Origin of the sequence: Microbacterium sp. A94 (assembly GCF_051842855.1) — a bacterium.
In the GTDB taxonomy this organism is placed as follows: Bacteria; Actinomycetota; Actinomycetes; order Actinomycetales; family Microbacteriaceae; genus Microbacterium.
In genome coordinates, this window is sequence record NZ_JBPXMU010000001.1 from 535,465 (window position 1) to 561,443 (window position 25,979).

27 protein-coding genes and 1 tRNA gene are annotated in these 25,979 nt (G+C 62.8%); 14 read left to right on the forward strand and 14 right to left on the reverse strand.

The features are described 5' to 3' along the window. The first annotated feature begins 56 nt into the window (after positions 1-56). Both pyk and ACSU1L_RS02695 read left to right on the forward strand, forming a co-directional pair. The gene (pyk, locus tag ACSU1L_RS02690) at positions 57-1,505 is read left to right on the forward strand and encodes a pyruvate kinase (protein WP_439254633.1); all 1,449 of its coding nucleotides are present in this window, start codon (positions 57-59) and stop codon (positions 1,503-1,505) included. 169 nt (positions 1,506-1,674) lie between these two features. Beyond that, the gene (locus tag ACSU1L_RS02695) at positions 1,675-2,262 is read left to right on the forward strand and encodes a hypothetical protein (protein WP_439254634.1); all 588 of its coding nucleotides are present in this window, start codon (positions 1,675-1,677) and stop codon (positions 2,260-2,262) included. A gap of 10 nt (positions 2,263-2,272) precedes the next feature. On the opposite strand, the gene ACSU1L_RS02700 is transcribed toward ACSU1L_RS02695, so the two are convergent. Continuing rightward, positions 2,273-2,355 (reverse strand) — tRNA-Leu (locus ACSU1L_RS02700). A 101-nt stretch (positions 2,356-2,456) separates the two neighbouring features. On the opposite strand from ACSU1L_RS02700, the gene ACSU1L_RS02705 reads away from it, so the two are divergent. Further along, positions 2,457-3,077: an ANTAR domain-containing response regulator gene (locus tag ACSU1L_RS02705; RefSeq protein WP_438254580.1), complete on the forward strand. Its 621-nt coding sequence runs from the start codon at positions 2,457-2,459 to the stop codon at positions 3,075-3,077. Positions 3,078-3,320: 243 nt separating this feature from the next. After that, complete coding sequence (locus tag ACSU1L_RS02710) at positions 3,321-3,620, forward strand: hypothetical protein (protein WP_439254635.1); 300 nt, start codon at positions 3,321-3,323, stop codon at positions 3,618-3,620. A gap of 249 nt (positions 3,621-3,869) precedes the next feature. Here ACSU1L_RS02710 and ACSU1L_RS02715 read toward each other — a convergent pair whose 3' ends face one another. Further along, positions 3,870-4,274, reverse strand: a complete 405-nt coding sequence (locus ACSU1L_RS02715; RefSeq protein ID WP_439255036.1) for a hotdog fold thioesterase — start codon at positions 4,272-4,274, stop codon at positions 3,870-3,872. Between the two features lie 63 nt (positions 4,275-4,337). Between ACSU1L_RS02715 and polA the strand changes: the two genes are divergently transcribed. From polA to ACSU1L_RS02755, 8 genes are all read left to right on the forward strand, one after another. Beyond that, on the forward strand, positions 4,338-6,971 hold the full coding sequence (gene polA / locus ACSU1L_RS02720; RefSeq protein WP_439254636.1) for a DNA polymerase I: 2,634 nt from the start codon (positions 4,338-4,340) through the stop codon (positions 6,969-6,971). A 35-nt stretch (positions 6,972-7,006) separates the two neighbouring features. Beyond that, complete coding sequence (locus ACSU1L_RS02725) at positions 7,007-8,683, forward strand: DUF885 domain-containing protein (RefSeq protein WP_439254637.1); 1,677 nt, start codon at positions 7,007-7,009, stop codon at positions 8,681-8,683. Positions 8,684-8,688: 5 nt separating this feature from the next. Next, the gene (locus tag ACSU1L_RS02730) at positions 8,689-9,714 is read left to right on the forward strand and encodes an LLM class flavin-dependent oxidoreductase (protein WP_439254638.1); all 1,026 of its coding nucleotides are present in this window, start codon (positions 8,689-8,691) and stop codon (positions 9,712-9,714) included. Next, on the forward strand, positions 9,711-11,057 hold the full coding sequence (locus tag ACSU1L_RS02735) for an MFS transporter (protein ID WP_439254639.1): 1,347 nt from the start codon (positions 9,711-9,713) through the stop codon (positions 11,055-11,057). Before ACSU1L_RS02730 ends, ACSU1L_RS02735 begins: the two co-directional genes overlap by 4 nt. Positions 11,058-11,092: 35 nt before the next feature. Further along, complete coding sequence (locus ACSU1L_RS02740; protein WP_439254640.1) at positions 11,093-11,848, forward strand: SGNH/GDSL hydrolase family protein; 756 nt, start codon at positions 11,093-11,095, stop codon at positions 11,846-11,848. Then, on the forward strand, positions 11,845-12,474 hold the full coding sequence (locus ACSU1L_RS02745; RefSeq protein ID WP_439254641.1) for a YczE/YyaS/YitT family protein: 630 nt from the start codon (positions 11,845-11,847) through the stop codon (positions 12,472-12,474). The genes ACSU1L_RS02740 and ACSU1L_RS02745 overlap by 4 nt, the downstream gene beginning before the upstream one ends. Then, on the forward strand, positions 12,471-13,217 hold the full coding sequence (locus ACSU1L_RS02750; protein ID WP_439254642.1) for a formylglycine-generating enzyme family protein: 747 nt from the start codon (positions 12,471-12,473) through the stop codon (positions 13,215-13,217). The genes ACSU1L_RS02745 and ACSU1L_RS02750 overlap by 4 nt, the downstream gene beginning before the upstream one ends. Positions 13,218-13,321: 104 nt before the next feature. Then, the gene (locus tag ACSU1L_RS02755; RefSeq protein ID WP_439254643.1) at positions 13,322-13,579 is read left to right on the forward strand and encodes a DUF6458 family protein; all 258 of its coding nucleotides are present in this window, start codon (positions 13,322-13,324) and stop codon (positions 13,577-13,579) included. Here ACSU1L_RS02755 and ACSU1L_RS02760 read toward each other — a convergent pair whose 3' ends face one another. The 11 genes from ACSU1L_RS02760 to ACSU1L_RS02810 all read right to left on the reverse strand — a co-directional run bounded on the left by ACSU1L_RS02760 (position 13,580) and on the right by ACSU1L_RS02810 (position 23,857). Further along, on the reverse strand, positions 13,580-14,830 hold the full coding sequence (locus ACSU1L_RS02760) for an MFS transporter (protein ID WP_439255037.1): 1,251 nt from the start codon (positions 14,828-14,830) through the stop codon (positions 13,580-13,582). It lies immediately after the preceding gene. A 90-nt stretch (positions 14,831-14,920) separates the two neighbouring features. Then, a complete protein-coding gene (locus ACSU1L_RS02765; protein WP_439254644.1) occupies positions 14,921-15,385 on the reverse strand; it encodes a CinA family protein in 465 nt (154 codons plus the stop codon). A gap of 2 nt (positions 15,386-15,387) precedes the next feature. Further along, on the reverse strand, positions 15,388-15,873 hold the full coding sequence (locus ACSU1L_RS02770) for a hypothetical protein (protein ID WP_439254645.1): 486 nt from the start codon (positions 15,871-15,873) through the stop codon (positions 15,388-15,390). Between the two features lie 261 nt (positions 15,874-16,134). After that, a complete protein-coding gene (locus ACSU1L_RS02775; protein WP_439254646.1) occupies positions 16,135-16,776 on the reverse strand; it encodes an ABC-2 transporter permease in 642 nt (213 codons plus the stop codon). Further along, positions 16,773-17,624 (reverse strand): ABC transporter ATP-binding protein, encoded by an 852-nt coding sequence (locus tag ACSU1L_RS02780; RefSeq protein ID WP_439254647.1) that lies wholly within the window; start codon positions 17,622-17,624, stop codon positions 16,773-16,775. The genes ACSU1L_RS02775 and ACSU1L_RS02780 overlap by 4 nt, the downstream gene beginning before the upstream one ends. Then, positions 17,617-17,994, reverse strand: a complete 378-nt coding sequence (locus ACSU1L_RS02785; RefSeq protein WP_438254596.1) for a GntR family transcriptional regulator — start codon at positions 17,992-17,994, stop codon at positions 17,617-17,619. The genes ACSU1L_RS02780 and ACSU1L_RS02785 overlap by 8 nt, the downstream gene beginning before the upstream one ends. A 116-nt stretch (positions 17,995-18,110) precedes the next feature. Continuing rightward, complete coding sequence (locus tag ACSU1L_RS02790) at positions 18,111-19,091, reverse strand: hypothetical protein (RefSeq protein WP_439254648.1); 981 nt, start codon at positions 19,089-19,091, stop codon at positions 18,111-18,113. A gap of 87 nt (positions 19,092-19,178) precedes the next feature. Then, entirely contained in the window at positions 19,179-20,072 is an 894-nt protein-coding gene (locus ACSU1L_RS02795) for a dihydrodipicolinate synthase family protein (protein WP_439254649.1), read from the reverse strand. A 126-nt stretch (positions 20,073-20,198) separates the two neighbouring features. Further along, the gene (locus ACSU1L_RS02800) at positions 20,199-20,693 is read right to left on the reverse strand and encodes a GrpB family protein (protein ID WP_439254650.1); all 495 of its coding nucleotides are present in this window, start codon (positions 20,691-20,693) and stop codon (positions 20,199-20,201) included. Between the two features lie 4 nt (positions 20,694-20,697). Then, positions 20,698-21,507, reverse strand: coding sequence for a class I SAM-dependent methyltransferase (locus ACSU1L_RS02805; protein ID WP_439254651.1), 810 nt, complete (start codon positions 21,505-21,507; stop codon positions 20,698-20,700). Beyond that, positions 21,500-23,857 (reverse strand): ATP-binding cassette domain-containing protein, encoded by a 2,358-nt coding sequence (locus ACSU1L_RS02810; RefSeq protein ID WP_439254652.1) that lies wholly within the window; start codon positions 23,855-23,857, stop codon positions 21,500-21,502. The genes ACSU1L_RS02805 and ACSU1L_RS02810 overlap by 8 nt, the downstream gene beginning before the upstream one ends. Positions 23,858-24,026: 169 nt before the next feature. On the opposite strand from ACSU1L_RS02810, the gene ACSU1L_RS02815 reads away from it, so the two are divergent. After that, entirely contained in the window at positions 24,027-24,623 is a 597-nt protein-coding gene (locus ACSU1L_RS02815; RefSeq protein WP_439254653.1) for an HdeD family acid-resistance protein, read from the forward strand. On the opposite strand, the gene ACSU1L_RS02820 is transcribed toward ACSU1L_RS02815, so the two are convergent. Beyond that, on the reverse strand, positions 24,613-25,377 hold the full coding sequence (locus ACSU1L_RS02820) for an SDR family oxidoreductase (protein ID WP_439254654.1): 765 nt from the start codon (positions 25,375-25,377) through the stop codon (positions 24,613-24,615). The two genes, ACSU1L_RS02815 and ACSU1L_RS02820, sit on opposite strands and share 11 nt — an antisense overlap. Positions 25,378-25,498: 121 nt before the next feature. On the opposite strand from ACSU1L_RS02820, the gene ACSU1L_RS02825 reads away from it, so the two are divergent. Further along, positions 25,499-25,972 carry an NfeD family protein gene (locus ACSU1L_RS02825; RefSeq protein ID WP_438254608.1) on the forward strand — a complete coding sequence of 158 codons (474 nt, stop codon included), beginning with the start codon at positions 25,499-25,501 and terminating at the stop codon, positions 25,970-25,972. The last annotated feature ends 7 nt before the right edge of the window (positions 25,973-25,979 follow it).

Genomic DNA, 25,979 nt, shown 5'->3' on the forward strand with positions numbered 1-25,979 from the left:
CTGGCTAAGGCAACGTCGCCAGTTCTGTTCCCTCACCTCTTACCCTGGAGAATTACTTGAGACGCGCGAAAATAGTCGCCACGCTGGGCCCGGCAACTTCAAGCTATGAAAATGTTCGAGCCATCATCGAAGCAGGAGTCGACGTTGCTCGACTGAACCTCAGCCACGGTGACTACTCGGTTCACGACGCCAACTACGCGAACGTTCGTCGCGCGGCGGATGACGCGGGCAAGGCTGTAGCGGTTCTCGTCGACCTTCAGGGTCCGAAGATCCGTCTCGGCAAGTTCGAGGGCGGCCCGTACGACCTCGCTGAGGGTGACATCTTCAAGATCACCACGGAAGACATCGTCGGAAACCGCGAGATCTGCGGAACCACCTTCAAGGGTCTCCCGAACGACGTCAAGCCCGGCGACTTCTTGCTCATCGATGATGGCAAGGTGCGCGTCGAGGTCGTCGAGACCGATGGCACGGTCGTGACCACCAAGGTGATCGTCGCCGGTCCCGTCTCGAACAACAAGGGCATCAACCTGCCCGGTGTCGCTGTCAACGTTCCCGCGCTGAGCGAGAAGGACGAGGCAGATCTTCGTTGGGGCCTGAACATCGGCGCCGACCTGATCGCGCTGTCCTTCGTGCGCGACGCCAGCGATGTCGAGCGTGTGCACGAGATCATGGCAGAAGAGGGCATCAAGGTCCCCGTCATCGCGAAGATCGAGAAGCCGCAGGCTGTCGACGCGCTCGAAGAGATCGTGGACGCCTTCGACGGAATCATGGTCGCCCGTGGTGACTTGGGCGTCGAGCTGCCGCTCGAGGCTGTGCCGATCGTGCAGAAGCGCGCAGTGGAACTGGCCCGTCGTAATGCGAAGCCGGTCATCGTCGCAACGCAGATGCTCGAGTCCATGATCTCGAGCCCGGTTCCGACTCGCGCTGAGACCTCCGACGTGGCGAACGCCGTGCTGGATGGTGCGGATGCTGTGATGCTCTCGGGCGAGACGAGCGTGGGCGAGTACCCGGTTGTCGTCGTCGAGACGATGGCACGCATCGTCGAGTCCACTGAAGAGCACGGCCTGGAGCGCATCGCACCGCTTACGAACAAGCCACGCACCCAGGGTGGTGCCATCACGCTGGCAGCTCTTGAGGTCGCCGACTTCGTCGATGCCAAGTACCTGTGCGTGTTCACCCAGTCCGGTGACTCGGCTCGTCGCCTGTCGCGTCTGCGCTCGCGCATCCCGATGCTGGCCTTCACGCCGGAGCCCGGCATTCGTCGGCGCATGGCGCTGACCTGGGGAATGCACTCGACGCTGGTGGACCCGGTGCAGCACACCGACCTGATGTTCCTGCAGGTAGACGAGTACCTGCTCAAGAACGGCATGGCCAAGGAAGGGGACAAGGTCGTCGTGATCTCCGGTTCCCCTCCCGGAATCGTCGGATCGACCAACGACATCCGCGTTCACAAGGTCGGAGACGCCGTCAACGGCGCCGCGCCGATCTACAAGGAGAGCAAGTAACTCTCAGCGCGTTGAGGAAGGGGCGGTGCTTCGGTACCGCCCCTTTCGCATGCCCGGGCTGCAACCGCGGGCGGGATGTGAGCAATCTGTGAGGGCCATCCGGTAGACCGAGATCATGACGCATCCGCAGAATCATTTGACCGACGCTCCTGGTTCTTTGGGATGGAAAGTGGCGCCCTCGAGATTCAGGTGGGGCCTCGCTGTCGGTTCGCTCGCCGTTGTGCTCGCGCTTGCGGGCTGCACCGTGCCCGCAGCACCCGAGGAAGCCGCGCCCGGTGGAGTCGCCGATGAGCAGGCCTCGGCTTCTGAACCAGCCACCGCGTCTGACGGCGGCTCCACGGCGGAGCCGGTCGAGAACACGCAGGAGCCGGTCGACAACACGCAGGAGGAGTCGTGTGATTGGAACTCACCGCGGATCACGGGCTCCGTCGACACCCCTCAAGAACACGGTCTTGAATTGTCCGAGGTACTCGTCGGAGCGTGGCAGCACACTCACACGGATGAGGGATCGGGCTTCGAGGAGGTGCCTAATGACCACAGGTTCGTGTTCCCCGCTTCGGATCGGCTGCTGTACTGCCAGCATGTTCCGGGAGCCACCGAGTACGCAGAGAACGCAGCGGATGTCACTCTGAGCGACACCACGATCGAGCTGCCGGGCGGTAAGTACGGCTATACGGTCACAGCCTGGGATGAAGACACCATGCTGTGGGACAACCCCGTCGGCGGCGGGTACGTCTACCTGCTGCAGCGACGTTAATACAAGTGAGTGCCGGCGGTGGGACTCGAACCCACACGTCCTTGCGAACAAAGCATTTTGAGTGCTCCGCGTCTACCATTCCGCCACGCCGGCTCACATGTTGCGTATTCGACTTTAGCGCAGAGTGAGGGGTGATCTTGTCCACGCTCGGCGGGTGCGGCAGCGGCACAGCGAGTCTCGACTAGAATGTGTATGTGACCGAGCAAGAACTGTCTGAGCAGCCCACGGCATCCGCCCCGCGACGCGTCGTCGTCGCCGAAGACGAATCGCTGATTCGTCTCGACATCGTCGAGATTCTTCGTGACAACGGCTTCGATGTCGTCGGTGAAGCAGGTGACGGTGAGACCGCTGTGGCATTGGCTACAGAGTTGCGTCCCGATCTGGTCATCATGGACGTCAAGATGCCGCAGCTCGACGGAATCAGCGCTGCAGAGCGCCTGCACAAGGCGAACATCGCCCCCGTGGTGCTGCTGACGGCCTTCAGCCAGAAAGAGCTCGTCGAACGAGCCAGCGAAGCCGGTGCGCTCGCCTACGTCGTCAAGCCGTTCACTCCGAACGACCTTCTTCCGGCGATCGAGATCGCTCTCGCGCGTCACGAGCAGATCATCACGCTCGAAGCTGAGGTCGCCGACATGGTCGAGCGCTTCGAGACCCGCAAGCTCGTTGACCGTGCCAAGGGCCTGCTCAACGAGAAGATGGGACTGTCCGAGCCTGAGGCGTTCCGCTGGATCCAGAAGGCATCCATGGATCGCCGACTGACGATGCAGGATGTCGCCAAGGCGATCATCGAGCAGCTCGCGCCCAAGAAGGAATGACCGACCTCGGCGACGGAATCCGTCTCCGAGCGATCTAGGCGGGGGACGGCGCCGCGATGGCCGCCGCATACGATGCCAACAGAAAGTACCTGCGGATTGCGGGGGAGTGGCAGGACCACGTGTTGTTCCAGCGGATCCTCTAATTGGTGACTTCTTCTGCACCGATTGCCTTCTCTCGGTGGTCCTCCACAATTCTCAGCACCCGGGTTTCTCTCGTGATTGCTAAGGCGTAACCTCGTGTGCATGGTGATGAGCAACGCGGAGTTACAGCGTCGTGTCGAGCAGAACAAGAACGACGCAGAAGAGTTCTACGAGATACTCAAGGCGCATACCTTGCGCTTCGATGGTGTGGACAAGCGCTTCGATGGCATGGACAAGCGCTTCGATGGTGTTGACAAACGCCTCGATGGCATCGACAAGCGCTTCGATGGTGTCGACAAGCGCCTCGATGGCATGGACAAGCGCTTCGATGGTGTCGACAAACGCCTCGATGGCATCGAGGTCAAGCTGGCCACCGTCATTGAAATCCTGACGGAGCGTTGACGGCGGACAGCGAAGACTACGACGAGAGTCTCCCGATCCAGGGTTACGGCCCCGCGGAGGCGTATGCCCAACTCATCACAACCGGGGGAACGCTGCTCCAGCAACGGGGCCGTTTTGAGCAGATGACGAACCGACAGCATCAGCGACGCTCGTTTTGGAGGAGTGGACCGGCGACTCGACAAGTTCGAAGACGTCGACGAGAAACTGGCCCGACTACTAGCGATACGTGACCGTGGCGAGGCCTCGTGATCAGGCGGGGAGGTCCTTGATCATGTTCGTGATGCGGACGGTCGAGCAGCGACGCCCCTGATCGTCTGTCACGACGATCTCGTGCACGGCGACGCTGCGCCCGAGGTGAATCGGCGTGCAGACGCCCGTCACGATTCCCGTGGTCGCGGAGCGCGTGTGGGTGGCGTTGATGTCAACGCCCACGGCGAGACGCCCGGGACCTGCGTGCAGATTCGCGGCCATCGATCCCAGAGACTCGCCGAGCACGACGTAGGCGCCGCCGTGGAGCAGCCCCACCGGTTGTGTGTTGCCCTCAACCGGCATCGTCGCGACCGCACGTTCGAGCGTGAACTCGGTGAAGATGATCCCCATCTTGTCTGCGAGTGCGCCCAAGCCTCGTTGCATCGCCCAATCCAAACCGGTCATCTGGACGCTCTCACTCACGGATCCTCCTCAGCGGGTGTCCGTCGTCCTCGTTAGGCTTACTGTGTGACGGACTCCGCAAAGCCTACCCTCATGGTCGTTGACGGCCACTCGCTCGCCTATCGCGCATTCTTCGCACTGCCGGTCGAAAACTTCACCACGAAGGACAATCAACACACCAACGCCATCTACGGCTTCTTGTCGATGCTGGTGAATCTCATCAAGGCCGAGAAGCCCACTCACCTGGCCATCGCCTTTGATACTTCCCGGCATTCGTTCCGCACGGATGAGTACCCCGAATACAAGGCGACTCGCTCCGAGTCTCCGCAGGAGTTCCGCGGTCAGGTTCCGCTGCTGCAGGACGTCCTCGCGGCGATGTCGATCCCGGTGCTGACGAAAGAGGGCTTCGAGGCCGATGACATCCTCGCCACGCTGGCGGCTCAGGGCGCTCAGGAGGGGTACGACGTCCTCGTCGTCTCGGGCGACCGCGACACGATTCAGCTCGTCACTGATGAGGTGACCCTGCTCTATCCATCTGTTCAGGGCGTCTCGCAGCTTAAGCGTTACGACCCTGCCGCAGTCATGGAGCGATATGGCGTGCGCCCGGAGCAGTACCCCGACATCGCAGCTCTCGTGGGCGAGACCAGCGACAACCTTCCCGGCGTGCCGAAGGTGGGGGAGAAGACGGCCGTCAAATGGCTCACGCAGTTCGGCACCCTGGATGACCTGCTCGAGCGGGCAGAAGAGATCAAGGGCGTCGTCGGAGGTAACCTCCGCGAGCACATGGATGCTGTGCGACGAAACCGCAGGCTCAACCGACTTCTCACAGATGTCGAACTGCCCGTTCTGCCGGGCGACCTCGCTGTCGCTCCGATCGACGCACAAGCCGTTCGCGACATCTTCGCGCGGCTGGAGTTCCGCACCCTGCTGCCCCGAGTCTTCGACGCAGTCGGAGCAGGCGATGAGCCGACCCACGACGAACCGGCAGTGCAGATGCCCACGCCCAGCGAGGTCTCCGCGGTCGAACTCGCACAATGGATCACGAGCCAAACAGGTGAGCTCGGTCTTACGCTCGCCGTCGCCGCCGGGAAGATCAGCCGAGTCGGCGTTGCAAGTCTCACTGAACTGCGTGAAACCGACTGGTCTGAGGGCACCGTCGAGGCCTTGCGCTCGTGGCTCGAGTCTGACGCGCCCACGGTTCTGAACGACGCAAAGCCTCAGATCAAGGCGCTTCTGCGCGCAGGTATCCGGCTGGGTGGTGTGATGTACGACACGCTCTTGGCAGGTTGGCTGCTGCGGCCCAGTTTCCCCGACAAGACGCTCGCTCATCTCGTCGAGCGCTACCTGGGCGAGAAACTCCCGGTGGCTGATCCTTCGCAACTCGTCCCCGAGACTGATGGGGCAACGCCCGCGCAGGAGGCGTGGTTCACGGTGCGCACAGCGGCAGCTTTGCGCGACGACCTGCCTGAACCTGTGGCATCCGTTCTCACCGATATCGAGCTTCCGACGCTCCTGGCTCTGGCCGATATGGAAGAAGCCGGCGTCTCTGTTTCGCACGATGTGCTCTCCACTTTCTCCGGAGAACTCGCTCGTCGTACCGATGCGATCGCCATCGACGCGTTCGCGCTGGTCGGACGCGAGTTCAATCTGGGCTCACCGAAGCAGCTTCAAGAGGTGCTGTTCGAAGATCTGCAGCTGCCGAAGACCCGCAAGACCAAGACCGGGTACTCGACGGATGCTGCGGTTCTCGCCGATCTGCAAGAGAGCAACCCGCACCCGTTCCTCGACCTGCTGCTACAGCACAGAGAAGCGACGAAACTTCGCCAGATCATCGAGTCGCTGGACACCGCGATCAAAGAGGACCACCGCGTTCACACGACCTATGTGCAGACAGGCAGCCAGACCGGTCGGCTCTCCAGCACTGATCCGAACCTGCAGAACATCCCGGTGCGCACCGAGGAATCCCGCCGCATCCGCAGCGCGTTCCAAGTCGGTGAAGGCTATGAAACTCTGCTGACCGCCGACTATTCGCAGATCGAGATGCGCATCATGGCGCACCTTTCTGGCGATGAAGGTCTGATCGAAGCGTTCAATACCGGAGAGGACCTGCACCGTTTCGTCGGCGCACGCGTCTTCGGCGTAACGCCAGAAGAAGTGACCTCGGCGATGCGCACCAAGGTCAAGGCGATGTCGTACGGTCTGGTCTACGGCCTCAGCGCTTTCGGCCTGTCGAAACAGTTGCGTATTGAGCAGTCCGAAGCGAAGAAGCTCATGATGGAGTACTTCGCTCGTTTCGGTGCGGTGCGCGACTATCTGCGCGCGTCGGTTCTGAAGGCGAAGGAAGACGGTTACACCGAGACGATCTTCGGTCGTCGTCGCCCGTTCCCTGACCTGAACAGCCCTAACCGCGTGCTGCGTGAGAACGCCGAGCGAGCCGCGCTCAACGCACCGATCCAGGGCAGTGCCGCCGACATCATGAAGATCGCACTGGTGGAGATTCATGATGACCTGCGGCGTGCACAGATGCGTTCGCGTGTGCTCCTGCAGATTCATGATGAGCTCGTGGTCGAGGTGGCGCCAGGGGAGTGGGATGCAACCGAGCAGATCGTTCGTGCGCGAATGGCGGATGCCGCGAGCCTTACTGTGCCGCTTGATGTGCAGGTCGGTCGCGGTCGTGACTGGAACGAGGCCGCGCACTAAGCCGCGAGAGACCGTGGCGGCGCTACGCTGAGGGCATGACGACTACCCCTCGCACACCCACTGCGATCGATCAGATCGCCGAAGATTGGGTGGATACTCTCGTAACGCTGGCCCCGACGCTGGGCACGTACATCGGTCGAAACGATGTCAACGACCGTTACGGTGACCTCAGCCCCGACGGGCAGCAGCAATATGCGGCGGAGGCGGCCAAGACACTCGCGGCGTTACAGGCGGCTGCCCCTGTCGACGCCGTGGATGAGGTCACGCAAACCGATCTGACGAGTGAACTACGACTCGAGCTCGAGTTCCACGAGGCGCAGTGGCACCTGCGGGATCTGAATGTGATCGCCTCGGCTGTGCAGGACATCCGGCAGGTGTACGACCTGATGCCGACAGCGACAGCCGAAGACTGGTCGGTGATCGCCAAACGTATGGCTGCGGTGCCGAGCGCGCTGGAAGGTTACGCCGCCACCCTGGCCGAGGGCATCGCCCAGGGGGTCGTACCGTCGCAGCGACAGGTGCGCGAAGTCGCCGATCAGATCGTCCGCTACACCGCCGCGGATGGCTTCTTCACCGACTTCGTTGCTGGCGCAGCTCTAGACGGGGGCGAGATTCCGACGTCGCTCGCTGCGGATCTTGCCACGGGCGCGAATGCCGCCCGCACCGCCTACGACGAGCTGCGTAGATTCCTGACGGACACACTGGCACCGGCAGCATCCGACGTCGACGCTGTCGGCCGGGAACTCTACTCGCTGCACTCTCGTCGCTTCCTCGGAGCCGAGATCGACCTCGACGAGACGTATGAGTGGGGTCGCGAAGAGCTTGCTCGCATGATCGCGGAGCAGACGGCGATCGCGAACGAGATCCTGCCGGGATCCACCGTCGAAGAAGCGGTAGCGCACCTCGAGGCTGATCAGTCCCGCAAGCTCATCGGTACCGATGCGCTGCAGCGGTGGATGCAGGAAACCAGCGACCGCGCCGTAGCCGAGCTCGGTGCAACGCACTTCGACATTCCGGAGGAGATTCGCACGCTCGAGTGCATGATCGCCCCCACGCAAGAGGGCGGAATCTATTACACCGGTCCCACCGACGATTTCTCACGTCCCGGTCGCATGTGGTGGTCGGTGCCGGAGGGCGTGACCGAGTTCGACACCTGGCGCGAGCTCACCACCGTCTACCACGAGGGGATTCCAGGGCACCACCTGCAGATCGGACAGGCGGTGTACAACCGCGCCGAGCTGAACTCCTGGCGGCGGCTCCTGGCTGGCACGTCAGGGCATGCGGAAGGCTGGGCGCTTTACGCCGAGCGTCTGATGCAGCAGCTGGGTTATCTCGATGACCCGGCCGACCGGCTCGGCATGCTGGACGGACAGCGCATGCGCGCGGCCCGTGTCGTGCTCGATATCGGAGTGCACCTCGGCAAGCCCCGCCTGGAGGGCACAGGGACCTGGGACGCTGATTACGCACTGAATTTCATGCGCCAGAACGTGAACATGTCGGACGAATTCGTCCAGTTCGAGGTCAATCGGTACCTGGGCTGGCCGGGCCAGGCTCCGTCGTACAAGGTCGGCCAGCGCATTTGGGAACAGGTGCGCGACGGCTACCAAGCGCGGCAGGGCGACGCTTTCAACATCAAGGACTTCCACAAGCGCGCCCTTGATCTCGGTGGCGTCGGTCTAGACACGCTGCGCGCAGCCCTCCTCCAGAAGTAGGAAAGATGGCCCTCGAGTTCGGTCTCGACACCTTCGGCGACATCACGCGCTCAGCTGATGGCACCCTGCTCACCGGAGCAGAGACCATACGAAACATCGTGGCGCAGGCCGAGCTCGCGGACCGCGTCGGCGTGGACTTCTTCGGAGTCGGTGAACACCACCGCGCTGAGTTTGCCGTATCCGCACCGGAAATGGTGTTGGCGGCGATCGCGTCGCGTACGCAGCGAATCCGACTCGGAACCGCTGTCACTGTGCTCTCCTCCGATGATCCCGTGCGCGTTTACGAACGCTTCGCGACGCTGGATGCCGTTTCGAACGGCCGCGCCGAGGTGGTGCTTGGACGGGGGTCCTTCACCGAGTCGTTCCCGCTGTTCGGATACGACCTGCGCGACTACGAAGCGCTGTTCGAAGAGAAGCTCGAGCTGTTCGTTGAGCTACTCAAGGAGAAACCTGTGACGTGGTCGGGAACGATGCGCGCCTCGCTCGACAACGCAGACGTGTTCCCCAAGACCGAGAACGGGCTGCGCACGTGGGTCGGCGTCGGGGGCAGCCCCGAATCAGTCGTCCGCGTCGCGCGGCACGGTCTGGGACTCATGCTGGCAATCATCGGCGGACCGGCGGTACGGTTCAAGCCGTTCGTCGAGCTGTATCACCGCTCGATTGCGGCGTTCGGCACACCGGAGCATCCCATCGCCGTGCACTCTCCCGGGCATATCGCGGACAGCGATGAGGAAGCGTGGGATGGCGCCTACGCGGGGTTCGAGGCGATGAACAACACCATCGGCCGCGAACGCGGGTGGCCCGAGTACAGTCGCGCTCGATTCCAGAACGATGTCGGGTCTGCGGGAGCGATCTACTCCGGCTCTCCGGAACGGGTGGCTCAGAAGATCGCCGACACTGTCCGCACCCTGGGGATCAGTAGGTTCGATCTCAAGTACGCGACCGGAACTCTCGGGCATGAGCAGATGATGCGGAGCATCGAGCTGTACGGTACCGAGGTCATCCCGCGCGTACGGGAGCTGCTGTCATGACCGATGTCGTTCCGAGCCGGTCTTCGCTGGCAGCCAGGCTCGATCAACTGCCTTTCACCCGTCGACACGGCCGGTTGCTCACCGGTTCGGGGGTGGGCTGGGCATTGGACGCGATGGACGTCGGACTCATCTCGTTCATCCTGGCAGCGCTCGCACAGCAGTGGGACCTCAGCAAGGCCGAAAGCGGCTGGATCGCGTCGGTCGGATTCATCGGCATGGCTCTGGGCGCGAGCCTGGGCGGCTTGCTGGCTGACCGCTTCGGTCGGCGACAGGTATTCGCACTGACGCTGTTGGTCTACGGTATAGCGACCGGGGCCAGCGCGCTGGCCGGCGGCATCACGGTTCTGCTGGTACTGCGATTCCTCGTGGGTTTGGGTTTGGGAGCCGAGCTTCCCGTCGCATCCACCTACGTCAGCGAGTTCGCCCCGGCACGCATCCGTGGGCGGCTGATCGTTATCCTCGAAGCGTTCTGGGCGGTCGGCTGGACGGCTGCAGCGCTGATCGGGTACTTCGTAATCCCGGCATCCGATGACGGCTGGCGATGGGCGTTCGCGCTCGGCGCGATTCCTGCGGTGTACGCCCTCGTCATTCGCTGGGGACTCCCGGAGTCACCGCGCTGGCTAGCCTCACGTGGGCGCCTGGCCGAGGCAGAGCGGATCGTTTCCCGATTCGAAGCGGATGCCGATATCGTCAGCGCACCCGCCACGCCTCCCGCCGCTCCGTCTCGCCCGGCTCTGACGAATACCTCGCGGCTGAGCACGCTGTGGGCGAGCGAGTTCCGCGTCCGTACGTTGTGCCTCTGGCTGGTCTGGTTCTGCGTGAACTTTGCCTACTACGGCGCATTCATCTGGATCCCCAGCATCCTCGTGGATGCCGGATACGATCTGGTGCGATCCTTCGGATTCACTCTGCTCATCACACTCGCGCAGCTGCCGGGGTACGCGGTGGCGGCGTGGCTGATTGAGGTGTGGGGACGCCGGGCGACGCTTTCGGTCTTCCTCGTCGGCTCGGCTGCCTCGGCAGTGCTGTTCGGCAGTGCCGAGGGGGATACCGCGATCATCGGCACCGGAATGGCCTTGTCCTTCTTCAATCTCGGTGCCTGGGGCGCGCTGTATGCGGTGACACCGGAGATCTACCCGACGTCGGTGCGCGCCACCGGATCAGGGTGGGCCGCCGGCGTCGGACGGATCGCCTCTATCATCGCGCCGGTGCTGGTTCCGGTTTTGCTCGTCGCTGGGGGAGTGGAGCTTCTCTTCGTCGTGTTCGCTGCGTTCTTCATCGTCGCCGCGGTGGCGGCGTGGGGGCTCGTCGACAAGCGTGGCCAGTCGTTGGATGATCGGTGAGGCTGTTGGGGGCCGACCCGGCATAGGCTGGGGCAGTGACTGGTGTGAGATTTGTGGCGATCGGCGACTCTTTCAGCGAGGGCGTCGGCGATGAATTGCCTGATGGACGAGTGCGTGGCTGGGCTGACATCGCCGCCCAGGGATGGGCGGATGCTGCCGGACACTCGATCCAGTACGCCAATCTCGCCATTCGCGGAAAACTTGCTTGGCCGATCCTCGAGGAGCAGCTGGAGCCGGCTCTGGCGTTGAACCCGACCCATCTCTCATTCAACGGCGGCGGAAACGACATGCTCCGGCCTCGCACCGATCCCGAGCACATCGCGGATACGTTCTCGCGCGTGCTTCGTCGCTGTGATGACCACGGGGTGACGCTCATCCTGCTTTCCGGCGCCAATCCGGCAGGGCAACTTCCGCTCGGCTCCCTCATCCAGCGGCGCGGTGACGAACTGTCTGCCGCTGTGCTCCGACGCGTGGCAAACCGTCCGGACGTCGTTCGTGCGCTCAACTGGCCCGACCGCGAACTGTCAACGGCGCCCTACTGGTCAGAGGACCGGCTGCACATGAATTCCGCTGGCCATCACCGGGTTGCGGCTCGCGTGTTGCACGCCCTGGGGTATGAGCCGCCGACCGAGTGGTGGTCACCGAGCGCCGCTGCCATTGCCGGTCCAGCGGGGATGGCCTATTACCGGCAGCATGTGGGACCGTGGGTGAAGCGGCGGCTCACGCGCAAATCTTCGGGTGATGGGCGCCAGGCGAAGTATCCGACGTGGGTGGAACGGTCGCCCCAGTGATCCGTGTTCGTGGTCGCCGTCTGCCACGACGCTCTGCACAGCTGCTGATCGGACTGTTCCTCTACGGCGTCGGCATCGCGTTCATGCTTCGCGGCGAGGTCGGCGCTGCTCCCTGGGACGTCCTGTCCCAAGGGATCGCACGACACATACCGCTGACATTCGGGGTGATCACGATTTTCGTGAGCATCGTCGTTCTGCTGTTCTGGCTGCCGTTGCGGCAGCGTTACGGTATCGGGACCTTGCTGAACGCGCTCCTCGTCGGCCCATCCGCAGACATCGGGCTGTTGCTGATTCCGACCGGGCAGCCGCTCTGGCTGCGTATCGGATTCTTCATCATCGGGCTGGTCGTGCTCTCCGTCGCAACCGGACTGTATATCGGCGCGCATTTCGGCCCTGGGCCCCGAGACGGCCTCATGACCGGGCTACACGCGCGAACGGGGTGGCCGATCTGGGCGGTCAGGACCGGATTGGAAGTGACTGTGGTGCTGATCGGCTGGAGTTTGGGCGGGAATGTCGGCTTCGGCACCCTCGCTTTCGCGCTCCTGGTTGGACCGCTCTGCCAGTACTTCATGCGTGTCTTCGCCATCCGGATGGATGTCGAACCACGCTCCTCGGCGGCGCAATGAGCGACTTCGAGATGGCGCGGATTCCGGCCGGGTCGGTGCTCCTCAAGGACGCGCGGCGCAAGATTCAGCGCACCGTGCAGCTGGAACCGTTTGAGATCGGAATGTACGCGGTGACGCAGGAGCAGATGGCAGAGGTTCTCGGCATCGCTTCTCGTCATCCCCGTCGTCCGGCTGCGGACGTGAGCTGGTTGCGCGCCATTCGCTTCTGCAACGCAGCATCCGAATGGGAAGGTCTGGATTCTGCCTATACCTTCGACGGCGAAGAGGTGACCTGGCACGTTGACAGTGACGGGTATCGCCTGCCGACCGAGGCCGAATGGGAGTACGCGTGCCGGGCGGGCTCAAGCGGACCTCACTACGGTCTGCTCGCCGACATTGCCTGGACCAGCGCAGATGGCGTGCCGCATCCGCAGCATGTCGGTGGCAAGATGCCGAATTTGAACGGGCTGTTCGACACGCTCGGCAACGTGTGGGAATGGTGTTGGGATCTGCTTGATCCGGCGCGCTATGACGACTACCGGGTCTTTCGCGGCGGTGGCTACGCTGACGACGCGTGGAACGTACGCGCTTCGGTACGGCGCGGGGGAGCGCCACGTATGCACCATGAAGACGTGGGGATGCGGTTGGCCCGAGGCGGGTTCGACTCTACGAATTCCGCTCAGGGCTGGTCAGCAGCGGTGGATCGCGAGCGCGCGGCTGCATCCGGTCCGCTACCGATGGGATGGACCCCTCGACGCGGGTGAACCCGTTCCGTGTCAACCCCTATGGTGCGGCTACACAACGCGCGGCATACTGGTGGTGGTGTTGACGCGATCGCGCTCGGCACCCTCGGCCGAAAGGTATGAATATGAGCATCGGAACTGGCGTCGTCCTCTTCGTGATCGGCGCAATTCTCACTTTCGCTATCAACATCCAGGTTGAGTGGGCGGACCTTGACTTGATCGGGTACATCCTGATGGGGGCAGGCGTCGTCGTGTTCATTGTGGGCTTGGTCCTGATGGCTCGACGCCGCAGGTCAGAAACCGTCACGCGCACGATCGACCCCGCCGCGGGGGAGCAGGTCACCCGGAAGTCCACACGCGCGGACGACCCTGGCGCGTACTGACTATCGGGTCCGGCGGGTCTTGGGTGCGATACCCATCCGCACGCGAGTCCGGCGCCGTTCAACAACTATGAAGGTTGCCCCGAGAAGCCAGACCGGTACCTGCGTGAGAAATGCCACGCGGAAGGCGCTCAGGGAGTAGGTCTCGGGGTTGCCTGCCCCTTGGAGGTCGAGCGCGAGTCCGATGAGGAACACTGCCAGCAGCGCCGCGATGAAGCCGCCGGCGTTCGTGAGGCCTGTTGCTGTGCTCAGCCGGTGTGACGGATTGTGTGTGCGGGCATGATCGAAAGCGATCATCGACGCAGGGCCGCCCGTTGCCAGAGCAACGGCCAATACATAAAGCAACCAGAGCGGCGCTGGCCCCGGCTGGGCGATTACCGCGATCCATGCCAGGAACTGGATGCTGACAGCGGGGAGGACCAACGCCAAGGAACGTTGGTTCGGCAAACGCTGGGAGAGGGTTCCGATCATAGGTCCCAGCAACATTCCCGAAACGACATATATCGAGATGAGACCGGCTGCGGCGGTGTCCGACAGCCCTTCTCCGGCCGTCAGGAACGGCATACCCCAGAGCAACACGAACGCCGTTCCAGCGAACGGGGTCGTAAAGTGCGACCAGAATGCGAGTCGGGTGCCCGGGTGTGCCCAGGCGGCGCGGATGCCGACGCCCGTGTCGACTGTAGAGGTCACTACCCGCACAACACCGGTGTCGGTGTTCACCGAGACATCGGCGATCTGCTCCGGCGGGTGATTGCGGACGATGACGAAGACCAGAACTGCGAAAAGCATGCCCAGGCCCGCGATGCTCCCGAAGGTGATCGTCCAGGTTGTGGCATGCAAGAGCGCAGCCAGCGGGACCAGTGCGATCAGCTGACCGGCCTGCCCGATGATTCCGGTGAACTGCACCATGACTGGGCCGCGCTGGGCGGGGAACCATGTTGCCACGAGCCGGAGTACTGCAGGAAAGACGGCCGCATCACCCGCACCGAGAAGAATGCGAGCGAGGATCGCGATGCCGATGCTGGGGGAGACGGCCATGACGAGTTGCCCCGCCGCCATAAGAACCATCCCGATCGTGATCATCGGCCGCGCACCGTACTTGTCCAGCAGCACACCAATGGGGATCTGCATCCCACCGTAGACAGCGAGCTGCACGACAGCGAACAGCGAGAGTGTCGACGCGTCGGCATGGAACCGGTTTGCGGCGTCAACTCCGACGGCGCCCAGTGATGTGCGGTTCGCGACCGCCAGCATATAAGCGGCTACGCCCACAGACCATATGAGCCATCCTCGCCAGCCGGGCGTGGAGTGCAGAGGCGTCGAGGAAACGGTCACCTGTCCACGCTACTGTGCGAGTCGCTCCACCCGTGCAACGAGCACCCGGAGGGCTGCTTCGACCGTGGCATCCAGGACTGCTGGGGGATCACCGGGCAACGCCAGACGCAGGTGCCCGACGGTCCCGCGGGCGGCCCAGCCGATGTATACCGTCCCCGGCTGGTGTCCGTCCTCGGGGTCCGGACCACCGACGCCGGTGGTGGATACGCAGACGTCCGCGTTGAAAACGGCAGCGGCGCCGCGTGCCAGTTCCTCCGCGCACTGTGCAGAGCAGAGGTCGATGCCGGGCGTTACTCCGAGGAGTTTCTCCTTGACATCGCGGAGGTACGCGACGATTCCACCGGCGAACCATTCGCCCGCTTTCTCGCCGGCGCCTACCGTGTTGGCGAGCTGCCCCGAGGTGAGAGATTCTGCCACGGCGATTCGCAGTCCTGCGGTGCGCGCGGCTGCGCTGATGCGGGCGATGTCAGACATCTTCAACTCCTTGTCGCGGGTTGTGCGAACTGACGCTTCGTGCCGGCGCTGGTCGGCCCGAGCTTCCGCCCTTCCGGCATCGCAGTCTGCTCGTGGCGTACGCGCGGAATGATTCCCGCTTGGAACTCGTCTTCGTAGATGAGGGGACCAGGATCGTCCGTCGTCACCACATCGTGAGGGACGCTGTGTGCGGTCAGGATTCGGCATAGAACGTCGATCCGTTCGGACATGGCTGCCGGGATCGGTGTCTTGAACCAGGTGACAGCCTCGATCGAGTTCCCGTCTTCGTAGAACGGGGGATTGGGCAAGTGCGTCTGGAACCAGTCGTCGATGTCGAAGTACTGATCTTCTTCATCGGGGCTGAGAACCGCGGCACGGCGCAGGTGATCAACGGCGACGAAGATGCCGACCTCGACACCGAGGCGACCGCGATAGCGAGCCTGTACGCGGACGTAGTCCTGATCAGTCGTCCGTGCTCCATTATTCATGCGTCAATACTGCCTGACCTAGCGACTCTACTCAGCGTGCTTCCGCGCGCGCGGATGCCAGGGAAATGGAATGGACGGCGGTATTAGAGCGCGGCCGCCAGAACTTTGGCGTATTCGGCGAGTGCAGTAGGGCCGACAGGGATGCCTGGTTCGAACGGAAGTTCCATCGGATAGTACTGTCTTCGCGATGCGCTGGGCAGTCAGAATTGACACACCGCCGATTCTAGATTGCTGCAGTCCAACACGGGGGTTGCGCGCCCGTCACAGCTCCCGGGTGCGATAGAGCCGCGCGGAGATGATGACCGCGCAGATGATTCCGAGGATGCCGATCAACGCGCCGGCTCCGCAGATCGCCGCGACGGGGACTCGTTCGAAGGCCTGCTGAACTGGAACCAGTGCGCCTGTCGTCTGCAGAAGCCAGGCAATGCCCGCTACGGCGAACGCTGGGGTGTAAGCCATCAGCCGACCCCGCGTGTACCCGATACGGAAGAGAACCGGGAGCTGCAGCGCCATCGACAGCCCGACGAACGCCAGCGCGACGGTGTGGGCGATGAGAAGCAGTTCGGTCTCGATCTGCCCACCCCGCACTATCGCGCTGACGACGGTGACGGCTGTCGCCAACACTGCTGCCACGAGGTAGTAGGCGATGATCGACAGCGTGCGTCCGATCACAACGGTGCTGCGGGAAACCGGCAGCACTCCGTAGAGAGTGTCCAAGCGCCCCCGCTCATCGCCGAGGAACGGGGCCGACACCATCAATGAGGTGACGAGAGCGGCTGCGACGATCGCCATGCCGGGAACGGGAAGGAGCACGCCCACAACGACAACGAAGAGCAAGGTGAGGGCGGTCTGCGTGCGAGGGAACCAAGAGGACAGGTCCAGTCGGGTGAACGCGGCGATCATGCGGTGACCTCCCGCCGCTGCGACGCGAGGTGGATAACGATGTCGTCGATGCTTGCCGAATCGATGATCACCTCCTGGCCGAATGCCGCAGAATCGGACAGTCGGATCAGCGCGGACCATTGCTCGCCCGCACGCTCCAGCCCGATGAGCGGGCCGGCGGGGGTGGTGCCGGAACCGCGAGCCATCGCGAACTCCTCAGCGGCGTCGAGGAGCGCACCCTGATAGGCGATCTGACCATCGACGAGGACGACGAGCTCGTCGGCGAGGCTGTCGAGATCTGTAGTGATGTGGGTCGAAAACAACACCGCGTGGGACGGGTCGAACATGAACTCTCGGATGAGGTCCCCGATGATTCGGCGGCTGGCTGGATCGAGGCCGCTGGACGGCTCGTCGAGGATCAGTAACTCAGGAGACTGCGCGAGCGCCACGGCTAACGACAACTTCACGCCTTGCCCTCGCGACAGGTCACCTACGCGCTGACCCGGCGGCACCGAAAGCCGATCGAGCAACTCGCTGAACCGATCGCTGTTCCACCCTGGGTAGAACGGTGCGAGACGTCGCCCGAGTGAACTCACGCGCCACTCCGGGGCGGCGGTCGGCTGATCGAGGACGATGCCGGTGCGCGCGAGCGCGTGCGATGCGCCCGCAGGACGCCCGAAAACTTCTACCCCACCCGATTCGGGAATCAGCAGGCCGAGCAGGGCGCGGATGACCGTGGTCTTTCCAGCCCCGTTAGGGCCAACAAGGCCGACGACGGTGCCGCGAGAAAGTGTGAGTGAGACACCGTCGACCTCAAAGGTCGGCCGTCGTACGTGCAGGTCCGTGATCTTCGCTACGTAATCAGTCATCTTTCCTCCAGATCTCATCGAGGTGGTTGTGGATGTCGGTCAGGCTCAATCGGGCTTGTCGAGCGGCGATCACGACCTCGCGCAGCGCGTCATCAACCCGAACGCGTAGCGCCGCGGTTGCGATACCGGGCTCGACTTCCAAGACCACGAAGCCGCGACCATGCTCACTGTGCACGAGTCCCTCCGCAGCGAGGTCGTTGTAGGCGCGGGTAACGGTGATGACGCTCACGCGGAGGTCTGCGGCGAGCTGCCGCAGTGACGGCAGAGTCTGTCCTGGCTGCACCTCACCCGAAAGGATCGATGAGCGCACCTGCCTCCTGATCTGCTCGTAGATCGGCGTAGCGGAGGCCGTCGAAACCACAACGCGCATCGCACTCCCAACTGTTCATGTGGTTAAGAACAGTAGATCACTTTTGGTGAGGATGCGAATCGCGATCCGCAGATCGCCGGGCACCGCTACGCGGCGTTAGCCGGCGAGCGCCCTCGTTATCCAGGCATTCCCGAGTACCCACTCGGCGTGACCCATACGTGAGCGGTCACGACCTTTCGTCCGCTTTCCTGCGCATTGCGCAGCGATGGGACGTTGTCGGGGTGGATGTGGCCCCACAGCAGATCGTTAGGGTTCGCAGGAACCTTCCTGCACAGCCGTTGCAGCGCAGCGATGCCTATCCGCTGTCCGCGATGTGCTGAGTCGATCACGATCTCCTGCATGCAAAAACCAGTGAATCCGTAGGCATCTTCGCGTGCCGCAGCGACGATACCCGCTGAGGTGCCGCCGACCAAGATGTCGAAGAGGAGGCCTTCTTCAGCAGCATCCGCTAGCGCGTCGACATCGGCTGGTGTAGCCCATTGATGGAGCTGCGGTCGCGACGGGGTGAGCTCTGCGTAGACAGCGGCAACACGTTGCGCTGCTCGTTCAGGGTCACACCTTTCGAGTGTGACATCGTCGTACCGCTGCGCGAGCGGCTGATCAAGCATCTCCACCACCGGTCGCGCGACGATCAGTAGATCCGATGTCGCGTGCCCAGCATCCACGGCAGTATCTGCAAGCGCCAAGAATCGTTCGTCAAGGGAAGGCAGATTCACACGGAAGCAGAGGGGTGAAAAATCATCGAAGTGCGGCAAAACTGCACTGAGCGCCGCGATCCCTTCTGGACTCGGGGCCAGAGATGTCGCTAGGACGTCCACGAAGGGCTTCTCGATGTCTTGCCCACGAAACCGAATGCCTACGATCGCCCAATGGCCATCCGCCAGCTCAACTCGCCTGTTCGCCCACGCCAGCGGATCCTGGATCGGAAGCTGAACCATGTCGCGGAACTGCCCGCCCCATTCGGCATCTCCCACGAGCGTGAGGCTTGGTTCCAACCACCCGGTCAGGTTCTCCCGCCACCTCGGCGACCATTCCTTGATCTGTGAAGAGGTCCATCTTGCAGCGGCTTCGATTGCGTCTACAGCAGGCGTTGTCATCGGGGGAGAGCCTATCAACGCCGTACAGCGATCCTCGCGCGGCCGGTCAGGGGAGGGGCCGTGTATATGCACCTGTACGCACGCGCGTTAGTCGCGTAGCTGGAGCTCGGCGACGACCTTGATTACCTGAGCGCGGCTATTATCGCTGAGCCCGAGAACGGGCCGGGGAAGGCAGCCGGCGGCCACCAGGCCCAGATGTTCCGCAACTGCCGCTATAACGCGGAGACTGCCGTACTCGGCGAACAATGCCCAGAGCGGCTGCAGCCGTGCTGACGCTGCGCGTGCATCGGCGGCCTCTCCGATACGCGCTGCACGGGTGATCCGTTGCGCGAGGACGGGCAGCGTGCCGCCGATCGCGGAGTACCACGCGTCGCACCCGGCGTTCAGTCCCATCGCGGCCGAGGCATCTCCGGACACCCCGATGGTCACGGTTTCCGGGATGTGGTCGCGAATGCCGGAAACCCGCAATGCTGCGGCCGCAGAATCGTGGGGAACGCCAGGGATTTTGATGGATGCTACGTGGGGGAGCGCGGCCACACTGGCGTATAGGTCATCAGAGAATCTCACGTGCGTGGTGCCGGGGTTGTCGTACACAACCAGCGGCACCGATAGGTCCGCGCTGACGTCATCGAAGAGCGCGAACACCTCATCGTCCCCGAGACTCTGATATGTGACCGGGGCCAACAAGACCGCGGACGCACCTGCCTCTTGGGCGTCGTCAGCAAGGCGCTGGACGAGGGAAGTGCGCAGAGCACCGATGCCAACCATGACGGGAACGCCCTCAGCGAGTTGCACCGTTGCTCGGGCGACCCGCGCGCGCTCATCACGGCTCAGATACATGTACGAGCCGGTAGAGCCCAACGCCGTGATCGAGTCCACTTCAGCGGCTACCAGCCGGCGAATCAGGCCCGCATAGGCAGCCTCGTCGAAGGTGTCATCACGAAATGGGGTGAGCGGGAATGCGCTGAGACCGGTGAACATGCTTTCCCTCCCAAAGAACCGCGTGCCAACGATCGTACTTTGCTGCGTACGCGGGGCTCGGTCAGGAGAGGAGAGCATTGCGAGTCTCGCAACAGACGATGTCGCTTTCACCTGACATAATGTGCATTATCGGCGTTCATTCACGGGTCCAACTTCATTCAGAAGTTCGCTCACCACAGACGCTTTTCTGGCCGTGTAGTCACCCCAGTTGTTCGTTGCTGCAGCTGCAGCACGCTTGACCGCCAGATAACGTCGTCGTGCGGCCGGATCTCGACGCAGAAGGTCACGGAAAGCCAGGCGTCTACGCCATTGCTCGCCGAGAAAAACGACGACATGAATGATCGCTGATCGATCTTGCCGATCCGGCGAACTCAACCACGCGTGCTCGCTGCGTTCACCTTCGAGATCAAAACCTGACGCGCTCAGCACGTTCGCGGCTTCCGAGACGGCCGCAGCGTGCACGCCGACGAGCACATCGACCACATCTTTGGACTCGAATCCCGCAACCGCCGTTGACCCGATGTGCCTGATCTCTGCGTCAGGCAGGACATCAGCGATGCGAGCAGCGATCGCCGTGTAACGTGCGGCCCACTCCTCATTACGTGCGGACACCAACTGCACGCGATCACCCATGCACGCGTCCGACGGCGAGCAGATGGCCGCTGAAGTCGCGGATGCCGGGCATCGCTGACGCGACAGACGCCAGGTGCGCCACGGCCGCCCGTGTCTCGGGGTCGGTGTCAACTGACAGCTGTTCTAGAAGCATCCCGGCGGGCCCTTCGACTCCATGAACAGTGACGTCCACGAATCCGGCGGTTGCGATTTCTTGTGCCAGCCCTTCGGCCGTGTGGAAGTGTCCAGCCGGAAACCGCATCCGCGGCGACGGCCGCCCATCCTGCAGCAATGCGATCCATTCGTCGGAATCCCCCGATTCCCGTTCGCGCGTAAGAAACACCTGCCCAAACGCGATATACCGCGAAATCGCACCAGCGAAAAGGCTACCGCCCGGGCGCGTGACGCGCATCGCTTCCTGCAGCGCAAGCGCTCGATCCGCAGCATCAGCCAGATGATACAGCGGGCCGAGCATGAGTGTGGCGTCGAATGGCTGATCGGGAAACGGCAGCTCGCGAGCATCAGCAATCGATGCCGTTACACCCGCGGCCTGCGCTGCTGTCACGTGCTGGGGAACGGGATCGACAAGCGTCACGGCATGACCGGCTGCCTGCAGAGCGGCGGCATGTGCTCCCGCTCCCCCGCCGATATCAAGAATTCGCGTATCAGGGTGAACGGTCGCCGCGATCAGCGCCTGTGTTCGTTGAAATTCCAGCGGCCCCTGAGCGGAGCGCGTCGAAAGGCGGGCGTTCTCGTCAAAAATGCCACCATGATAAGCCTGGATCCGAGCGTCGATCTCGGATTGTTTCGGGCCATCACTCACCGACATAAGCCGCGAGGTGCTCGCCGGTCAGGGTCGATTTCTGGGCGACCAGATCTGCTGGTGTGCCCTCGAAAACGATCGTTCCCCCCTCGTGGCCCGCGCCAGGGCCGACATCGATGAGCCAGTCAGCATGTGCCATGACTGCCTGGTGATGTTCGATCACGATCACAGTCTTTCCAGCATCCACCAGACGATCGAGGACTCCAAGAATCGTGTCGACATCCGCGAGATGCAGACCGGTGGTCGGTTCGTCGAGCACGTAAACGTCACCGTCCTCCGCCATCTGAATGGCAAGCCGCACGCGTTGTCGTTCACCGCCCGACAACGTTGACAGCGGCTGGCCGAGCGACAGATACCCGAGTCCGACATCGTTGAGTCGCTGCAGAATCTTTACTGCGGCCGGAATCTTCGCCTCCCCCTCCGCAAAAAATCCCAACGCTTCCGAGACCGGCAGATCCAGCACTTCGGTGATGTCTTTACCCGCGAGCTTGTACTCGAGCACGCCAGCCTGGAACCGCTTGCCCCCGCAGTCCTCACACGGCGTCTCGATCGTGTCCATGAACCCGAGCTCGGTGATGATCACACCCGCACCTTTACATGAGGGACAAGCGCCCTCCGAGTTAGCACTGAAGAGCGCAGGCTTGACACCGTTCGCCTTTGCGAAAGCCTTACGAATCGGCTCCAGCATTCCCGTGTAGGTGGCCGGGTTGCTGCGCCTGGATCCCTTGATCGAACTCTGATCGATAGCCACGACGCCGTCACGCTTCGAGACCGAACCGTGAATGAGCGAGCTCTTGCCGGAACCGGCCACCCCGGTGATCACCGTGAGCACGCCAGTGGGAATGTCAACGTCGACATTCTGCAGGTTGTTCGTCGACGCGCCGCGCACCTCGATCTTCCCGTTACCGGTGCGGACCGCATCCTTCAACGTAGATCGATCATCCAGATGGTGTCCGGTCAATGTGCCGCTGGCACGCAGCCCTTCGACGGTGCCCTCGAAACAGATTTCACCGCCGTGGTTGCCAGCACCCGGCCCGAGATCGACGACATGATCGCCGATCGCGATCGTCTCGGGTTTGTGCTCGACGACCAAGACTGTGTTGCCCTTGTCTCGTAGCTGCAACAACAGGGAGTTCATTCGCTGGATGTCATGCGGATGCAACCCGATTGTCGGCTCGTCGAATACATACGTCACATCGGTGAGCGACGAACCGAGATGACGTAGCAGCTTGATCCGCTGGGCCTCTCCCCCGGACAACGTCCCGGACGGACGATCCAGACTGAGGTAGCCGAGCCCGAGCGTCACGAACGAGTTGAGATTCGCGCGCAGCGCGTCCAGCAGCGGACCTGCCCCGCGCAGTTCGAGTCCATTCACCCATGCGGCGAGGTCGGTCACTTGCATGCGGCAGGCGTCCGCGATGTTGATGCCGGAGATCTTGGACGACCGCGCACCTTCGGTGAGACGAGTTCCATCGCACTCGGGACATGTCGCGAAGGATGCCACACGCTCGACGAACGTACGAATATGGGGCTGTAACGCATCAAGGTCTTTCGACAGCATCGACTTAGTAATCTTCGGAATCAGCCCCTCATAGGTCATGTTGATGCCACTGACCTTGACCTTGGTGACTTCGCCGTAGAGAAAGAGATGCCGCTGCTTCTCCGTGAAGTCTTCGATGGCCTTGTCGGCGGGGTAGAAACCCGACTGGGAGAATGCCTTCACCATCCATCCATCAGCCGTGTAGCCGGGCACCATAATCGCGCCTTCATCTAGCGACTTCGACTCGTCCACGACCTGGGCGAGGTCGATGTCGGAGACCGCTCCCCTGCCCTCGCACCGCGGACACATGCCACCGAGATATATCGTGTCTTTGACGATCTTCTTCTCACCGCCGGGCCCGATCATCACCCCGCTCGCTTTCTGGGTGGGAATGTTGAACGAGAATGCCGTCGGGCCGCCGATGTACGGATCTCCGAGCTTTGAGAAGAGGATCCGCAGCATCGCGTTGGCGTCCGTGACCGTGCCCACCGTGGAGCGCGGGTTCGCGCCAAGCCGCTCCTGATCCACGATGATCGCCGTCGTCAATCCTTCGAGCACGTCAACATCCGGGCGCGGCACCGACGGCATGAAGCCCTGCACGAACGCGCTGTAGGTCTCGTCGATCATGCGGCGGGACTCTGCCGCGATTGTGTCGAAGACCAGCGAGCTCTTCCCTGAGCCCGATACTCCGGTGAAGACAGTGAGACGCCGCTTCGGTATGTCGACGCTGACATCTTTGAGATTGTTCTCTCTGGCGCCCTGAACTCGGATCAGATCATGAGCGTCGGCGACGTGGACGGATTCGGACATCAGCTTCCTTCCGGAGAGGTTCAAGCGGCTTGGTTGAGCGCAGCAAGATGTCGACACCATGATCGCAGCCTCGGCATCCTTTGATCCTGCCACGGGGTGCTGACATAGCCGATGGCTGAGCGCTACGCTGAGCACATCATGCACGACCTCGATCGAAGGACTCCCTCTCATGTCTGAAGCCGCTGCCGACGTCAGCTCATTGTTCAAGTCGATCCGTGTCACGCTGGCGGTTTCCGGCATTGTCGCCCTGATCGCCGGAATCGTGCTTCTCGTGTGGCCGCTCAAGACCGCGATGATCGTGACCGCGATCATCGCGTCGTACCTGATCATCGCCGGGCTGGTCTACATCGGACTCGGCATCTTCTCGGGCAAGAAGGGCGGCTGGGTTCGGGTCGGCCACATCCTGCTCGGTCTCCTCTATATCGTCGCGGGCATCATGGCCTACGTGAACCTGCAGGCGGCAACCGTCACCCTCGCCCTCGTCACTGCCATCTTCCTCGGTGTCAGCTGGATCGTCGACGGTATCGTCTCGCTCAGCCTGCTGAACCGGGACGGGTCGAAGGCGTGGACGATCATCTACGCGATTCTGAGCATCGCTGCTGGCGTGATCGTCATCTTCTCGCCGTTGCTTGCCGCCGTTGCACTGTGGTGGGTGCTCGGAATCACCTTGGTGGTCCTCGGCATTCTGCAGATCGTACGAGCGATCACGCTCGGCCGCGGTCAGACGCCCGACGCTGCAGCATTCGAGTCCAGCGTCACTGCGTGACGAAGCCGCTCGTGTCGCCCACGAGGCGCGTGTTGTCCGCCGGCACCGGCTCGACAGCGGCACGAGCAACTTCGGCAGCAAACTCGGAGACGTTGTAAAGCTTCCCCGCCGATTCCCGGCGACCAGCGATGGCACCCGGGTTAGCGCGCTCGAGCAGCGTGGCTGTGATCGTTCCCTCGATCATGTCTCCGGACACGATCGTGAAGCCGATTCTCTTCTCCTCAAGAGCAGGGATCAGTTCGCGCAGTGCATCCTCGCCGGCACGCTTCGACAGCGCGACCTGCTCGTACTCGGGCATGGTCGGCGTCGTGCGGATGAAGTGCGCCTGATGGCTTGTTACGAAAACCACGCGTGAGCCCTCCCCCATCAGCGGCAGTGCCGTGTTCAGAACGCTGAGCTGCGCATCCCTGTTGAGGGAGAGCGCATAGTCCTCGGCCATTCCTGCTTCCATACCGCCGGAGGCGTTCAGCACCAGAATATCCAGGCGGCCGTATTCTGCCTTTATCTGGTCAATCATGGTGCTGACGGATGCCGGATCCGTAAGATCCGCGCCGACAACAAGTGCACGGCCACCCAGTTCACGCAGCTGCGTGGCCAGCTTCTCAGCGCGCGGTGCCTTGTTGCGGAAGTTGATGACGACGTCCGCGCCTGCTTCGGCGAAATAGCGAACAGTGTCCGCGCCGATGCCGCGCGAAGAACCGGTCACGAGCGCAACCTTGTCGGTGAGTGAACCTGAAGGCAGAACGTCGGTCACGGTGGCTCCTTATAAGACGGGGAATGCCGCGAAACACGCGGCCACACCACTTTAGCAATGCGCTCTCGGACTACCGGTCTACGTGCACGGTGCGTGGTAAGTTGACGACAAAGGAGGGCGCATGAACGACGCTTCCGTATTCATCGAACTGGTCACCGAATGGTCGTGGATCGGTTGGCTGGTGCTGATCGCTGTCTTCCTGGTGATCGAAATGCTGACCCTCGACTTCACCTTCCTGATGCTCGGACTGGGCAGTGCCGTCGGCCTGGTCACCGGTCTGGTCGGGTTGCCGCTGTGGGCGCAGTTGATCGTGGCCGCCGCGGCCGCCGCATTGCTCATTCTCTTCATCCGTCCGCCATTGGTTCACCGCCTGCACCGCGGGGAAGACCCGACGAAATCCAATGTCGAGGCTCTGATCGGTCTGCGCGGCACCGCTCTGTCTGACATCACTCAGATCTCCGGCCAGGCGAAAATCAGCAACGGCGACACCTGGACCGCGCGTGCCGCAACGAGAGCCACCATTCCTCAGGGCGCACCGATCATGATCAGCTCGATCAACGGTGCCACCGCCATCGTCCAACCTGTCAACGACTAGGAGACCT